We start from the raw sequence: 15,165 nt of genomic DNA on the forward strand, positions 1-15,165 counted from the left end.
CGTGGCGTGAAGGTATTACTGCGCTACATTGATCCATTTATCGTCAGCATCCTCGCTATCCTGGTCATCGGCATCCTGGTGCCGATCCCCGCGCAATGGATTGACCTGCTCACCATCATGGGCACCGTAGCCGTCATGATCCTATTCCTGGTCTACGGTATGCGGCTTCGCACCAGCGAAATAATTGCAGGTCTTACAAACCTGAAGCTACAGGCCAGCGTGCTTGCTTCTACCTTCATTGTGTTCCCCATTCTCGGAGCCGTCACGCAACCGCTATTTCGTCCCTGGCTTGGTGCGACTTTCGCCCTCGGTCTGCTTTACCTGACGCTACTGCCCTCAACCGTGCAAAGCTCGATCTCGTTTACCTCCATTGCCGGAGGGAACGTGGCCGGCGCCGTATGCGCCGCCACCATCTCCAACATTCTGGGCATGGTGCTCACTCCCCTCCTGGTCATGATCGTCATGGGCGCATCCACGGGTGTTGGCTGGGGCTCAATAGTTGACGTTCTCGTCAAACTACTCATCCCTTTCATAATCGGGCAGCTACTGCAACCCAAACTGGGTGACAAAGTGCGCGCCAACAAGTGGCTAACCAAAACCGTTGACCGCGGCACAATCCTCATCGTCGTTGCCTCCTCCGTTGCCGGCGCAACCGCTCGCGGACTGTGGAGCACGCTTACCTGGGGCGACGTCATCGGTCTCGTCATCGCCTCGGGCATTTTGCTGGCAATCATGATGACCGCCTCGTGGAAGACCGGGCACCTCTTGAAAATGAATCGCGGCGACAACATTGCGCTACTCATGTGCGGATCGAAGAAGTCTTTGGCCACCGGCCTACCCATGGCCGCGATCATTTTCCCACCCCACATTGTGGCGGCTGTAACCGTGCCGATAATCGTGTTCCACCAGCTGCAGCTCATGGCCGCTGCGGTTATCGCCAAGCGCCTAGCTACCACCTCCGCACAAACGGGTGAAACCACTTGGTGAGCCAGTAAGCGTTATCCGCTTGCGGCCGAACTATTCGTCTATGTCGCCAACTATGCGCGTCAGATCGCCGAACTTGCGTGAATAGTTGCGGAAGATCAGCTCAATCAGGAACGAGCAAACCCCCGCTAGTATCATCACACCGAGCCATTGGTTCGGGGTGGGCCAGGTGAGGGCAAAAAACGTGCGCACCGGCTCAATAAGTACTACCGCCACTCCCGCGCCCAACATTGCGAACAGGATCATTGCCCGGTAGGCAACAATTGGGCGAGACATCACGGACAGCAGGTAGAGCGCGGCCATCAGGACGGCGAGCGTGGCCACAGTAGCCCCAACCTCTAGCGACTCAGCCGCATAAAACCGCTGCGCCGCCAGCGCGGTCAACGCCAAAGCAATGCCGGACGGTATCGCGATGTGAAGTGTGCGCTCTAAGAACCCAGGCCGATACCTGCGGTAATTCGGTGTCAAGGAAAGGAAGAATGCGGGAATCCCAATCGTTAAGCTCGAAATAATCGTCAAATGACGGGGCAAGAATGGGTACCTCCACGCAAAAATAGCCACCACCACCGCAAGTAGCGCCGACATCGCTGTCTTGGTGAGGAACAATGCAGAGACTCGCTCCATATTGGCAATGATGCGACGGCCTTCTGCCACAACGCGCGGCAGTTTAGAAAACTTCCCATCTACTAGCACGAGCTTTGCCACCGCCCTCGTTGCGGGCGCCCCCGAACCCATGGCAATACCAAGATCAGCGTCCTTTAGGGCGAGCACGTCATTCACCCCATCGCCGGTCATAGCAACCGTGTGGCCGCGCGCTTGGAGCGCTCTCACCATCTTGCGCTTAGCTTCCGGAGTGACGCGTCCAAACACGTCATACTCGTCTACCGCATCAGTGAATGCCTCGTCCTCTTGGGGCAGATCGCGCGCATCTACAACCCTAACCGGTTCGCCGCGCCGCACTCCCACCCGGTTCGCAATCGCCGCAACCGTGCTGGGATTGTCACCCGATATCACCTTGATCTGGACTCCCTGGCGCAGGAAATAAGAGATGGTTTCCGCAGCGTCCGTGCGAATCTGCTCCGCCAAAACCACGATCAAAACGACCTGCAAAAGCGGCGGCAGTTTTGGATCGTCCTCATCAATAGAGGTTTCATTTGCGTGTGCCAAGCAAACCACACGCGCACCCTGCGCGGTGAACTCCGAGACCTGGTGTAGCGCTTCAGATGCATTTACCGCGTGGCTAGCTACAATATCGGGCGCCCCAAAAAACCAGGAACCCGATTCAGTCACTGCCGCCGACCATTTGCGCGAGGAATCAAACGGAATGTTCTGACGCAACTGTGCCGGTTCCACGCCGGGCAAGCCCGCCATCGTCGCCTTCGCGGTCTGGTTCTCCCCGCCTGCAACCATTGCCGCAAGAGCAGCGCGAGCAGCCTCCTCCATCGAATCATCCAGACAAATTAGCTGTTGCGGCTCAATTTCGCCGGTAGTTATTGTGCCCGTCTTGTCCAAACACAAGTGATCCACGCGAGCCAATACTTCAACCGCACCGAGTTCTTGCATAAGGACGTTACGTTTAGCCAGACTTGCACCGGCCAAAGCAAAGTTAAGAGACGTTAGTAGTACCAGTCCCTGCGGGATCATGCCCACCACTCCCGCGACTGCGAGCACCACCGCGTGCTGCCACGTGGTGCCCTCATCCGAACGCAACTGCGAGGCAACTAGCAGCAGTACGACTGGAAGGATCACCCACGAAATCCATTTCAAAATCGTATTTATGCTCTGCCCGATCTCAGACTTAACCTTCTGAAACTGTTTTGCCTCTCTAGTTAGCCGATTCGCGTAGGAATCCTCGCCCACCTTGGAAGTCTCAAACAGGGCCTCACCCGCCACCACAACCGTGCCGGACAGCACTGAGTGACCCTCGCGCTTACGCACGGGCACGGACTCCCCCGTCAGCATTGATTCATCCACCCGCAAGCCGTAACTCTCCAGCACCATGCCGTCGGCAGGCACCTGATCGCCAGAGCGCAACAACACTAAGTCACCCAAGATCAAATCAGCCGATGGAACCTGTATCTGCTTGCTATCACGAATCACCCACGACCTCGGCGACTCTAAAATAGCTAAACTATCTAGCACGTACTTAGCGCGAATCTCAGAGTAAATCCCAATCACGGCGTTGGTAATCATCACGATTCCAAACACCGCATCACGCCAGTTGCCAACCAGTAGCACAACCACAACTGCCGTAGTTAAAATCGCGTTGAACAGCGTGAACAAGTTAGACCTAATGATGACCTTAATCGGCCGCGAAGTGGTGCTTTCTACCCGGTTGGTTTTGCCCAGTTGCTTGGCCCGCACAACCTCTTGTGCGCTGACACCGTCGCGGCCCAAGTAGCGGTCTTTCGTCACGGCTGATTCACTCACGGTTAAATCCTATTGGGGAACGCTGATCGTTGCCTTAAAGGCGCCCTAAACCCATTTTAAGAGTTGGACTTATTGTCCGCGCGCGTCTTCAATATCGATGCCACAACCGTAATAATCAACGTGCCGCCAATAAAGCCGAGTGAGGCGGGAATACCGATTTCGGGAACGTTAAACGGCATGCCGGAGTTAATGAACGGCAGATTGTTCTCGTGCAGCGCGTGCAAAATGAGCTTCACCCCGATGAACCCCAAAATCGCAGCGAGGCCGTAGTGAAGGTACACCAAACGCTCAAGCAGGCCGTCAATCAAGAAGTAGAGCTGGCGCAATCCCAAAAGAGAGAAAGCGTTCGCCGCGAAAACCAGGTACGGCTCTTTGGTAAGGCCAAAAATTGCCGGGATCGAGTCAAATGCGAACATGATGTCCGTAGTGCCCAGGGCAATGATCACCAGAAGCATGGGAGTCAAGTATGTGCGGCCTGCGTGGCGGTGCAGCAACTTGTCCGAAAGGAAACCGTCCGTAACCGGGAAAACCTTGCGCACGAGGCGCACGAAGCTAGGTTCGTGGTATTCGTCTTCTTCCTCATCTCCCTGGATGCCTTCACGAACCTGCGAATAGGCCGTGTACAGCAACCAAATGCCGAAAATATAGAAGATCCATGCAAACTTCTCGATTATTGCCGCGCCTATAAGGATGAAAATAAGGCGCATCACCAGGGCCATGACGATGCCGTACAGCAGCACTTTCTGTTGGTATTTTCGCGGAACCCTAAAAGCGGCAATGATCAGCACAAATACGAACAGGTTGTCCAAGGACAATGACTTCTCCGTAATGTAACCAGCCCAATACTCGCCGGCATAACGCAGATCCCAGAAGAACCAGACCACGAAGCCAAAGGCAACGCCGAGAAGAACATAAGCGATGGACCAGACCGCAGCCTCTTTAAGGGTCGGCTCATGCGGCGTGCGGACGTGCCCGACGATATCAATGATGATCAGGGCAAGAATGATGACGGCCAGCATAATCCAGCCAAGAGCATGAACGTGCAATTGCAAACCTTCGGTAGTCCTAATAGGGCTTATCCGAAGGTCTTCTCCACCACCTTAGTGGCCACAACACCGGGTTTTCACCGTGCTGACGATGTTGTGATTGTGGGAGTACTCCCCCTCGTCAAACCTATTCTATCCAAAACTGCCCGCCGCGCCGAAAGGGCTACAGTGGTTTTACTCACCGGCTAGTTCGCTTCGCGCATCTGGCGAAGCTCCTGCTTTAGTTCCTTAAGTTCATCGCGCAAGCGGGCGGCAACCTCGAACTGGAGATCTTCGGCTGCCAGGTGCATCTGTTTCGTCAGTTCATCGATCAGCCCAGCCAGATCCTCTTCAGCGGCAGAAGCTAAACGTGCCCTCGCCGAGAAGTTTACGTCACCCGCCCGGCGTGAATCGGCCACCGCCTTGCGGTAGCCGCCCTCCAAAAGCTCCTCTGTGTCGATATCCTCACGCGCCAACATGTCTGTAACATCCTGGATCTTTTTGCGCAGTGGCTGCGGGTCGATGCCGTGCTCCTCGTTGTAAGCAATCTGCTTCTCGCGACGCCGCTCTGTCTCATCAATCGCACGTTTCATCGAATCCGTGATGTTATCGGCGTACATGTGCACTTCACCGGCAACATTTCGGGCGGCGCGCCCAATCGTTTGGATCAGCGACGTAGTGGAACGCAAGAACCCTTCCTTATCCGCATCCAAAATCGCAACTAGTGACACCTCCGGCAGATCCAAACCCTCACGCAAAAGGTTAATACCCACCAGCACGTCAAACTTGCCTTGACGTAGCTCACGCAAAAGCTCCACGCGGCGAAGCGTGTCCACATCCGAATGTAAGTATTCCACCCGTACTCCGCGAACCGACATGTAGTCCGTCAAATCTTCTGCCATCCGCTTGGTCAAAGTAGTGACAAGCACGCGTTCACCGCGCTCCACACGCGCATTCACTTCGCCAAGTAGGTCATCAATCTGGCCCTCCGTCGGCTTTATTACGATCTTTGGATCCACGAGGCCGGTTGGGCGAATGATTTGCTCAACCACGCCCGTAGCCTGGGAGAGCTCATAGGGGCCCGGGGTTGCAGACATGTACACGGTTTGGCCAATGCGCTCCAAAAACTCCTCCCACTTCAGCGGACGGTTATCCATTGCGGAAGGCAGGCGGAAACCGTGGTCAACTAGCGTGCGCTTACGCGACATGTCACCTTCGTACATGGCGCCGATCTGGGGCACAGTCACGTGTGACTCGTCAATGATCAGCACAAAATCATCCGGGAAATAATCGAGCAAAGTGTGCGGGGGTGTGCCCGGCCCGCGCCCATCAATGTGCCGTGAGTAGTTCTCAATACCCGCACACGTGCCAATCTCGCGCATCATTTCCAGGTCGTACGTTGTGCGCATGCGTAACCTTTGCGCCTCGAGGAGCTTGCCTTGGCTCTCAAACCACGCTACGCGCTCGTCAAGTTCCTCTTCAATCGTCTTGAGGGCGCGTTTCATGCGTTCCTCGCCTGCAACATAGTGAGAGGCCGGGAACAGGTACACGTGATCCGTTTCGCGAATGAGGTCACCCGTAAGTGGGTGCAGGTAAGCCAGGGCATCGATCTCGTCGCCAAACATTTCGATGCGGATCGCAAGTTCTTCATATACCGGAATAATCTCGATCGTGTCGCCGCGCACCCGGAAAGTTCCACGCGTAAACGCCATGTCATTGCGCGAATACTGCATGTTCACAAACGCGCGCAAAAGGTCATCTCGCGAGACCTCCATGCCCACACTCAGCTCGACCATGCGTGCAACGTACTCTTCGGGCGTACCCAAGCCGTAGATGCAGGAAACCGACGCCACAACAACCGTATCCCGCCGAGTCAAAAGCGAGTTAGTTGCCGAGTGGCGCAGCCTCTCCACCTCGTCATTGATTGAGGAGTCTTTCTCGATGTACGTGTCAGTTTGAGGCACGTACGCTTCGGGCTGATAGTAATCGTAGTAGGACACGAAGTACTCAACCGCATTGTTGGGCAGCAGATTTCGTAGCTCCGCAGCCAACTGTGCGGCCAGCGTCTTGTTTGGCGCCATCACGAGGGTGGGCCGTTGGATTTGCTCAACCAACCAAGCTGCTGTTGCGGACTTACCGGTGCCCGTGGCCCCCAGTAGTACGATGTCTTTTTCACCAGCGTTAATCCGCTCAGTCAGCTCCCGAATAGCCGTCGGCTGGTCACCCGACGGGGTGAACTCAGAGACGACCTCGAAAGGCGCTTCCTGACGAACAACAGTCTGGTTTTCCATACCTTCTAGTCTAAGCTTCTGTGCCTGCAGTAAGCATTTGGTAGAGTTCGCGGGCCACGCAATCGAGATCTGCCAGTGAGCCCTCGTTTTCGATGATGATGCTGGCATGCTCGCTCCGCTCCGCATCGCTCATCTGGTTCGCAATCCGGCGTCTTGCGTCCTGCTCATCCATTCCTCGCATGTCCGTCAAACGAGCTACGCGGTCTTGTTCATCTGCCAAAACGACTGCGACCGCATCAACCATGTGCGTCATATTTGCCTCTATCAAAACAGCTGCGTCATACACTGCCAGGCCGTCAATAGGCGCCGACTCCAAGATTTCTAATGCGCGCGCCCGGATGCGTGGATGGGTTATCTCATTTAGACATGCAAGGGCCGCCTCATCATGAAAAACGATGCTGGCCAACGCTGCTCGGTCCAAAACTCCGGCAGGCGCAACCTGCGTGCCAAACCGCGCAACTATTTGCGCCAGGGCCTGCGTACCGGGCTGAACGATCTGTCGCGCAATCACGTCGCCATCCGCGATCGTTGCGCCCATTTCTCGCCAAACGTTTGTCACCGCAGACTTGCCGGCCCCAATACCGCCGGTCAGTCCAATCCAAAACGGCCGCGATTCGCAAGCCCGAGAACTGGGAACCAATGCAGATTTCTCAATCGGCGTTTTAACGAGGGCAAGCGCTCCCCCAATCCGAATCTCTTCCCAAGCCATATGCCCCTCCTCGCATTAGATCGAATCGCCAGCCTAATAAGATCTCCCAGTTTGACTATAGCGAGCAATAAAGAGGTGGCCGAGTGGAAAACCACTCGGCCACCTCTTGAACGTCTAGTTCAAGCGCCTAACGGCAACAAGACCATTAGTTGTTCGTTAGCTTCTCGCGAAGCGCGGCGAGCGCCTCGTCAGAAGCGAGGGTGCCTTCCGACTCAACCGAGGTCGAGTAGGATGCCTGCTCCTCGATCTTCGGAGCCGCCTCGGCGTCCTCTTCCATAGCACGAGCAACCTGAGCCTTGTGGGACTCCCAACGAGCGTGAGCCTCAGCGTACTGGGACTCCCAAGCAACGCGCTGCTCGTCGTAGCCTTCCATCCACTCCTGGGTCTCCGGATCGAAGCCCTCGGGGTACTTGTAGTTGCCGTTCTCGTCATATTCAGCAGCCATGCCGTACAGCGACGGATCGAAGTCCGCGGAGTTCGGATCCACACCCTCGTTAGCCTGCTTCAGCGAGAGCGAAATGCGGCGACGCTCAAGATCAATGTCGATGATCTTAACGAAGACCTCATCGCCAACCTTCGCGACCTGCTCCGGAGCGTCAATGTGCCGCTGGGCCAGCTCGGAGATGTGGACGAGGCCCTCGATGCCATCCTCGACGCGAACAAACGCGCCGAACGGAACGAGCTTGGTGACCTTGCCCGGTACAACCTGACCGATAGCGTGGATGCGGGCAAATGCCTGCCACGGATCTTCCTGGGTGGCCTTGAGCGAAAGCGAAACACGCTCACGGTTCATATCAACGTCGAGAACCTCAACGGTGACCTCGTCGCCAACCTCAACAACCTCGGACGGGTGATCGATGTGCTTCCAAGACAGCTCCGAAACGTGAACGAGGCCGTCTACGCCACCAAGATCAACGAACGCACCAAAGTTAACGATCGAGGAGACCACACCGGAACGAACCTGACCCTTCTGGAGGGTGTTAAGGAAGTTAGTACGAACCTCAGACTGAGTCTGCTCTAGCCAAGCGCGGCGAGAGAGAACAACGTTGTTGCGGTTCTTGTCAAGCTCGATGATCTTAGCTTCTAGCTCGCGGCCAATGTAGGGTTGCAGGTCGCGAACGCGACGCATTTCTACGAGGGAGGCCGGCAGGAAGCCGCGCAGACCGATGTCGAGGATCAGGCCGCCCTTGACGACCTCGATGACGGTACCGTTTACGACGCCATCTTCTTCCTTGACCTTCTCGATCGTGCCCCAGGCACGCTCGTACTGAGCACGCTTCTTCGACAGAAGCAAACGGCCTTCCTTGTCTTCCATCTGAAGAACAAGAGCCTCAATCTTGTCGCCAACCTCTACAACGTCGTCAGGATCGACGTCGTGCTTGATCGACAATTCGCGCGAAAGAATAACGCCCTCGGTCTTGTAACCGATATCTAGCAGGACTTCATCGCGGTCAACCTTGACGACAGAGCCTTCGACGATGTCGCCTTCCTTGAAGTACTTGATGGTCTCGTCGATAGCGGCGAGCAGATCCTCTTCGGATCCAATATCGTTGACTGCAACCTGCTCAGGCTGCGGGGTTGAGTTGGTCATAAAGTTTAAATCCCCGAATACGGATAAATAGTAGTGAATACGGACAAAATGGCGCTTATGCGCACAGTCTCAAACTGTACTACAAAGAGCACCAAAGGCAATGCTATCAGTGAAGCACCGGCCCATACGTAATAAAAACGAGACCCTGAGAGTGAGAGTTTGGTCGCATTTTGCGCTAAACGCGCACCGGTTCGCCGTTTCTAGGACTAATGGCCGGCACTACGCCAGTTATCACCAATGCCCATGGACACGTCCAGAGGGACATCCAAAGCTACCGCATTAGACATCGCGTGCTTCACGAGCTTTTGAATCTCGTCCTTCTCACTGTTTTTAATCTCGAGCACGAGTTCATCATGTACCTGTAGCAGGACTCGAGAGCTGAGGCCAGATTCCGCAAGCGCACTATCCAGATGGATCATCGCCACCTTGATGATGTCAGCCGCAGATCCCTGGATTGGCGCATTCAGAGCGGCGCGCTGCGCCATCTCCCTTCTTTGCCGGTTCGTTGAGTTCAGATCCGGCAGGTAGCGGCGCCTTCCAAACAGCGTGGTGGTGTAACCGACCTTACGGGCATTTGCTACCACGCTTGCGAGGAAGTCCTGCACTCCCCCGAAGCGTTCAAAATACTTATCGCGCAACTCGCTGGCCTCACCAACACTGATGCCCAGTTGCTGAGACAATCCATATGAGGACAGTCCGTAGGCCAAACCGTACGAGGTGGCCTTTATTCGACTACGCAGATTCGAATCAACCTCTTCAACGGGCACGTGGAAAACCATGGAGGCCATGGTCTTGTGCAAATCCTCACCCGAATTGAACGCTTCAATCAGCGCCACATCTTCAGACATGTGCGCCATAATGCGCATTTCGATCTGCGAATAATCCGCCGTCAAAAGGGCATCGAAACCATCCCCGGGTACGAACGCCTCGCGAATCCGCAGGCCTTCTTCCGTGCGGGCCGGAATGTTCTGCAAGTTCGGCTGGGTTGAGGACAGACGCCCCGTGGCGGCCTTCGTCTGCTCGAACGTGGTGTGAATACGCCCATCAGACCTCACCGAACCGATCAGGCCGTCAACCGTTTGATGTAGCTTGATCTTGTCTCGATGCTCCAACAGGTGCGCGAGGAAGGGGTGTTCCGTTTGCAGGAACAGCTTTTCGAGGGCATCTGCGTTGGTGGTATAGCCGGTCTTCGTCTTCTTCGTTTTCGGCATGTCCAACTCGTCAAACAGCACCGTCTGCAACTGTTTAGGGCTGGATAGATTGACCTCGTGTCCGATCACCTCATAGGCGGCCTCGGCTGCTCGATTTACCATGCCGCCTAGTTCATCCGACATTGCGCGCAGTGAATCCATGTCCGCGCCAATCCCCACGCGCTCCATCTTCCACAACACGTTTTGGACGGGCAACTCCATTTGCTGGAAAAGTTCCCACGCATCTTGCTTTTGCAACTCCGCCCGCATCGGCTGTTCCAGATCAAAAAGGGCTTGCGCAAGCTGGACTTTTTGCGCGTGGTCACTTAGCAATGACAGCTGTCCGTCCGACTCCGCGTCCGCTACTGTACGCTCCAGGTAGCGCCGTGCCAGCGCGGTAAGCTCATACCCGCGCTGATCGGGACGCAACAGGTAGGCGGCAAGCTCGGCCTCAAGCCAAACATTTCCAAAATCAATGCCGCGCTGGGCAAACAGGTGCCGCCACTTTTTTGCCTCATGCGTGACAATACGGGTTCGGTCAAACAATGCCTGGAGCTCGGCAGCGCCGGCCTCGTCTAGCTCCACCGGGTCTACAACCAGCGCCTTACCGGGCGCATACAGCACAACCACTTCAATGTCACTGCCGGCAAGCGAAGGTAGCACCGCGAGAAGATCGTCGTCCGCAATGGACTGTGCCCACTTATCGATCCCCACCTGCGGGTAAGTTACCGTTTCTACCTCAGTGGCTTCACTCACGGGTTCCGCTGGGGCCGCGACCTCATCCGCCACGTCTACAGCAAAAACGCGGGAGCGAAGCGTTGCGAACTCAAGGGTGTCAAATAGTTCCTCAATCCCGTTACGGTCAAACGGCTTGCGTTCTAAATCATCTAGCGAAACGTCAAGCTCCACGTCGCGCAGTAGCGCATTCAAGCGGCGATTACGGCGCACGTCTTCCAGGTGTTCGCGTAGCGCTTCCCCCCGTTTACCACCGACCTTCTCCGCATTTTCTAGCAGCTCATCCAGGCCACCGAACTTCTGTAACCACTGCGCGGCCGTCTTATCACCCACACCGGGAACGCCCGGCAGATTATCTGCCGATTCGCCTACGAGCGCGGCGATTTCAGGATACTGCGCCGGTACCACGCCGTAACGATCCGTTACCGCCGGCGGATCCATCAGCCGCAAGTCAGACATCGACCGACCCGGGTAAATCACGAACGTAGAATCCGTAACCAACTGGAACGTATCGCGGTCCCCAGAAGCTAGCAATGTTTCCATTCCCGCCTCTTGAGCCATAGAAGAAACGGTTGCGAGGACGTCGTCAGCCTCCACGCCCTCCTTCACCACCACCGGAATGTCGAGTTTCTTCAGCACCTCTTGAATGAGGGGCACCTGGCTCTTAAACTCTTCGGGAGTTTTTGCACGCCCCGCCTTATATTCGGGGTACTCATCAGAGCGGAAAGACTTCTCTGCCGCGTCGAAGGCAGCCAGCACATGCGTTGGTTCATAATCGGCCAGCATTTTCACCAGCATTGACACGAAGCCATACACCGCGTTCGTGTGCTGCCCCGTACTGGTCATGAAAGATTCCACCGGGAGCGCATAGAATGCGCGAAACGCCATCGAATGGCCATCTAGAACTAAAAGTCTTTTCTCACTCACGTCTTCAAGCCTAAAGCAGAGGCGCGCAATTCACAGCACCTACACCGCCGCTATTGCGCAACGAAGCACCCATTTGGGCAGCGAGTGCGCGCCAGGTTGAACAGGCCCGTAAGCTGGGAGTTACTTATCGCGAAAGGAACGATGGTGCACAATTTCGACAAACAGACCCTTATGGCCCGCACCGAAATGGAAGTTATCGAACTTTCTGCCGACCACTGCGTAATGCGCATGCCGGTGGATGGCAACAGACAGACCGCAGGCGTATTGCACGGAGGGGCGAGTGCAGCCCTGGCAGAAACTGCAGGTTCTTTAGCTTCGCGAGAACAGGCTCGCACGTTCGGAAAAGAGTTTGTTGCGGTTGGCGTGGAACTATCCATCCAACACATTCGCCCGGCCCACGACGGCTACGTGACTGCTACGGCTACCGCCATGCATTTAGGGAGCACGCGTTGTGTGCACCGCGTAGACATTACAGATGAGGACGGCAGATTAGTTTCCACCGCCCTCATCTCAAATCAGATAATTAAGAAGTAGTGAAAACTACTCTCCTACCTGATCCACAACCGCATCTGCAACCTCGCGCATGGAAAGGCGCCTATCCATAGATGTCTTTTGAATCCAGCGGAATGCCTCTGGCTCCGTCATGCCCATGCGCTCCATGAGCAATCCCTTTGCACGATCGACGACCTTGCGAGTCTCAAAACGCTCGGTCAGATCGGCAATCTCATCCTCCATGGCGAGCATTTCCGCCTGCCTCGAAACCGCGATCTCAACAGCGGGAAGCAGATCTGTAGGCGAGAACGGCTTAACAACATACGCCATAGCACCCGCGTCACGCGCCCGCTCAACTAGTTCGGTCTGCGAAAACGCCGTCAGCATAACCACAGCGCAAGAAAGCTCCTTCAAAATCCGTTCGGCCGCAGTAATGCCATCCATCTTCGGCATCTTCACATCGAACACACAAAGATCTGGCTCCAGTTCCAGTGCCTTTGCAACCGCATCCTCACCATTATCTACCTCAGCAACGACGTCGTAGCCAGCTCCCTTAAGCGTTTCAACGATATCGAGGCGAATCAGAGCTTCGTCTTCCGCGACAACAACCCTGCGCGATTTACCTTCAGTGTTACTCATAACATCCCTAAATTTTGGTCCAACTAATATCTATGGATATTCTAGTCCTTGGTTACGTGCAAACGGTAACAATGCCCCGGTGGCCCAACTGGCAGAGGCGGTCGACTCAAAATCGGCATGTTGTGGGTTCGAATCCCACCCGGGGTACTTTTATTTTCTGTTTTTCATCAGGCGTCTAAACGCGTGGCGAAAAATGGGAGCTTGATAGCTCCTTAGAACTTCTCAAACTCCCAACGAAATACCTACCAGACTGGGCAATCCAACAGGCACAGTCTACTTTCAGGCAACCTGCACGAGACTAATGCCCAGGTAGTCGGCTGCCTGCTTACGCGTGGCCGGCACAGCCAACGCGTCAATGGCGCGGCTGACCTGCATTGAATCAACATCTTTAAACCACGGACGCACAGCCTCAGCAATGTTCATCTCGCTAAGGTTGCGGGCCTGACGGCTAGTGTGCATGTCGTAAATGCTAAACATCTGCATAGCTATCTCCTTCCTATAATCCGGCCGGATATGCGCAACGGGAGCGCAGGTAATCCAGCCCCACAAAAACTGAAATCTTCATCCGCTGAGCGCCTGGGAAACCGGAAAGCCGGCCTGTAGAAAATGCTCTACGACGCCCCGCAAGTGCGGCGAATAGAACATTTAATCATATTAATGCCGGGATTGCAAGTAGCAACCCCGGCATTACAATTCGAATCCGAACTGGTCTAGATTCCGCCACCAATCGAATAATCGACGTCATCACCAATAGTGTGGATACGAAGCGAGTTGGTTGAACCCGGGGTGCCCGGCGGCATGCCCGCAACAATCACCAGCACATCACCGACATCAGCCAGCTGTGAAAGTCGCAGAACCTGATCTACCTGCCACACCATATCGTCTGTATGCTTAACTTCCGGCACCCGATAGGTTTGAATACCCCAGCTGAGGGCCAGCTGATTGCGAGTGGTCTCTAGTGGCGTGAACGCCAGCATCGGAATCGGGGAACGCAAACGCGACATTTGACGAGCCGTTGAACCCGACTGGGTGAAGTTCACCAAGAACTTCACGTCTAGACGCTCACCAATCTGGGCAGCCGCCTGGGTTAGAACCGAAGAGTTTGCAACGTTGAATGCGCCGATCGGAGCGATACGCTCCCCGCCGTTTTCCTCAACGTTTTCAATAATGCGATCCATTGTGCGAACGGCCTCAATCGGGAAAGCCCCAATCGACGTCTCACCCGAAAGCATGACCGCGTCAGCACCGTCCAAGATAGCGTTAGCGCAGTCGGACGCCTCGGCACGGGTTGGCCGCGGATTCTTAATCATCGAATCCATTACCTGCGTTGCCACAATTGCCGGTTTTGCGCGGCGACGAGCAAGCTCAATAGCACGCTTTTGCACCAGCGGGACCGTCTCTAGCGGCACTTCAACACCCAAATCACCACGTGCGACCATAATGCCGTCAAACGCTTCCACGATCTCAAGTAGATGCTCAACCGCCTGCGGCTTCTCGATCTTGGCGATTACGGGGCGGTAAATCCCAACCTCTTCCATGACCGCATGGACATCGTTAATGTCCTTCGCATCGCGCACAAAGGACAAGGCAATGAAATCAGCACCAATGTTAAGTGCCCAGCGGAGGTCTTCTTCATCCTTTTCCGTCAGCGCCGGCACGGATACGGCTACGCCCGGAAGGTTAATGCCCTTGTTGTTCGAAACATTACCGGGAACCTCAACGCGAGTTTTCACGTCCGTATCGGTCACCTCAATGACTCGAACCGCCACGTTGCCATCGTCAATCAGCAGGCGGTCACCCGGGCGGCAGTCACCGGGCAAACCCGCAAACGTAGTGGAAACGAGTTCCTTCGTACCCGGCACGTCGCGGGTAGTGATGGTGAACGTGTCACCCACGTTTAAATAATGCGGGCCATCCGCAAAACGTCCCAAGCGGATTTTTGGGCCCTGCAAGTCAACGAGAACCGCGATCGCGCGACCAGAAGCACGAGCTGCCTTCCGCACGTTCTTGATCACGGCCTCGTGGCCTTCTACATCACCGTGGCTACGGTTAATACGGGCCACATCCATGCCGGCATCCACCAACGCTTGAATCTGATCAGGACTCTCTGTTGCCGGGCCAATAGTGCAAACAATCTTAGCTCTACGCATAT

At 55.4% G+C, this 15,165-nt stretch carries 11 protein-coding genes and 1 tRNA gene; 3 read left to right on the top strand and 9 right to left on the bottom strand.

Annotated elements, in window-relative coordinates; translation table 11 throughout:
* The first annotated feature begins 6 nt into the window (after positions 1-6).
* On the top strand, positions 7-987 hold the full coding sequence (locus HMPREF9238_RS01300; RefSeq protein WP_016443630.1) for a bile acid:sodium symporter family protein: 981 nt from the start codon (positions 7-9) through the stop codon (positions 985-987).
* Positions 988-1,017: 30 nt separating this feature from the next.
* Here the strand turns inward: HMPREF9238_RS01300 and HMPREF9238_RS01305 are convergent, their stop codons facing one another.
* The 6 genes from HMPREF9238_RS01305 to polA form a co-directional block, all read right to left on the bottom strand.
* On the bottom strand, positions 1,018-3,414 hold the full coding sequence (locus HMPREF9238_RS01305; protein WP_016443631.1) for an HAD-IC family P-type ATPase: 2,397 nt from the start codon (positions 3,412-3,414) through the stop codon (positions 1,018-1,020).
* Positions 3,415-3,470: 56 nt separating this feature from the next.
* Positions 3,471-4,460 (bottom strand): TerC family protein, encoded by a 990-nt coding sequence (locus HMPREF9238_RS01310; protein ID WP_016443632.1) that lies wholly within the window; start codon positions 4,458-4,460, stop codon positions 3,471-3,473.
* A gap of 185 nt (positions 4,461-4,645) precedes the next feature.
* On the bottom strand, positions 4,646-6,730 hold the full coding sequence (uvrB, locus tag HMPREF9238_RS01315) for an excinuclease ABC subunit UvrB (RefSeq protein WP_016443633.1): 2,085 nt from the start codon (positions 6,728-6,730) through the stop codon (positions 4,646-4,648).
* A gap of 10 nt (positions 6,731-6,740) precedes the next feature.
* A complete protein-coding gene (gene coaE / locus HMPREF9238_RS01320; RefSeq protein WP_016443634.1) occupies positions 6,741-7,439 on the bottom strand; it encodes a dephospho-CoA kinase in 699 nt (232 codons plus the stop codon).
* A gap of 145 nt (positions 7,440-7,584) precedes the next feature.
* On the bottom strand, positions 7,585-9,030 hold the full coding sequence (gene rpsA, locus HMPREF9238_RS01325; RefSeq protein ID WP_016443635.1) for a 30S ribosomal protein S1: 1,446 nt from the start codon (positions 9,028-9,030) through the stop codon (positions 7,585-7,587).
* A gap of 206 nt (positions 9,031-9,236) precedes the next feature.
* Positions 9,237-11,882, bottom strand: coding sequence for a DNA polymerase I (gene polA, locus HMPREF9238_RS01330; protein WP_016443636.1), 2,646 nt, complete (start codon positions 11,880-11,882; stop codon positions 9,237-9,239).
* A 141-nt stretch (positions 11,883-12,023) separates the two neighbouring features.
* On the opposite strand from polA, the gene HMPREF9238_RS01335 reads away from it, so the two are divergent.
* Complete coding sequence (locus HMPREF9238_RS01335) at positions 12,024-12,416, top strand: PaaI family thioesterase (RefSeq protein WP_232217582.1); 393 nt, start codon at positions 12,024-12,026, stop codon at positions 12,414-12,416.
* Between the two features lie 6 nt (positions 12,417-12,422).
* On the opposite strand, the gene HMPREF9238_RS01340 is transcribed toward HMPREF9238_RS01335, so the two are convergent.
* On the bottom strand, positions 12,423-13,013 hold the full coding sequence (locus HMPREF9238_RS01340) for an ANTAR domain-containing response regulator (protein ID WP_016443638.1): 591 nt from the start codon (positions 13,011-13,013) through the stop codon (positions 12,423-12,425).
* A 73-nt stretch (positions 13,014-13,086) separates the two neighbouring features.
* Here HMPREF9238_RS01340 and HMPREF9238_RS01345 point away from each other — a divergent pair.
* Positions 13,087-13,160, top strand: a tRNA-Leu gene (locus HMPREF9238_RS01345).
* 132 nt (positions 13,161-13,292) lie between these two features.
* Here HMPREF9238_RS01345 and HMPREF9238_RS01350 read toward each other — a convergent pair.
* Both HMPREF9238_RS01350 and pyk read right to left on the bottom strand, forming a co-directional pair.
* Positions 13,293-13,496 carry a hypothetical protein gene (locus HMPREF9238_RS01350; RefSeq protein ID WP_016443639.1) on the bottom strand — a complete coding sequence of 68 codons (204 nt, stop codon included), beginning with the start codon at positions 13,494-13,496 and terminating at the stop codon, positions 13,293-13,295.
* Positions 13,497-13,723: 227 nt separating this feature from the next.
* Positions 13,724-15,163 carry a pyruvate kinase gene (pyk, locus tag HMPREF9238_RS01355; protein ID WP_016443640.1) on the bottom strand — a complete coding sequence of 480 codons (1,440 nt, stop codon included), beginning with the start codon at positions 15,161-15,163 and terminating at the stop codon, positions 13,724-13,726.
* Positions 15,164-15,165: the final 2 nt, after the last annotated feature.

Origin of the sequence: Gleimia europaea ACS-120-V-Col10b, assembly GCF_000411155.1 — a bacterium.
Lineage (GTDB): Bacteria > Actinomycetota > Actinomycetes > Actinomycetales > Actinomycetaceae > Gleimia > Gleimia europaea_B.

Excerpts from the sequence above, each read along its gene's own strand:
- uvrB (WP_016443633.1), bottom strand. The coding sequence starts at position 6,730 with ATGGAAAACCAGACTGTTGTTCGTCAGGAAGCGCCTTTCGAGGTCGTC.
- coaE (WP_016443634.1), bottom strand. The coding sequence starts at position 7,439 with ATGGCTTGGGAAGAGATTCGGATTGGGGGAGCGCTTGCCCTCGTTAAA.
- rpsA (WP_016443635.1), bottom strand. The coding sequence starts at position 9,030 with ATGACCAACTCAACCCCGCAGCCTGAGCAGGTTGCAGTCAACGATATT.
- HMPREF9238_RS01335 (WP_232217582.1), top strand. The coding sequence starts at position 12,024 with ATGGTGCACAATTTCGACAAACAGACCCTTATGGCCCGCACCGAAATG.
- HMPREF9238_RS01340 (WP_016443638.1), bottom strand. The coding sequence starts at position 13,013 with ATGAGTAACACTGAAGGTAAATCGCGCAGGGTTGTTGTCGCGGAAGAC.
- HMPREF9238_RS01350 (WP_016443639.1), bottom strand. The coding sequence starts at position 13,496 with ATGCAGATGTTTAGCATTTACGACATGCACACTAGCCGTCAGGCCCGC.
- pyk (WP_016443640.1), bottom strand. The coding sequence starts at position 15,163 with ATGCGTAGAGCTAAGATTGTTTGCACTATTGGCCCGGCAACAGAGAGT.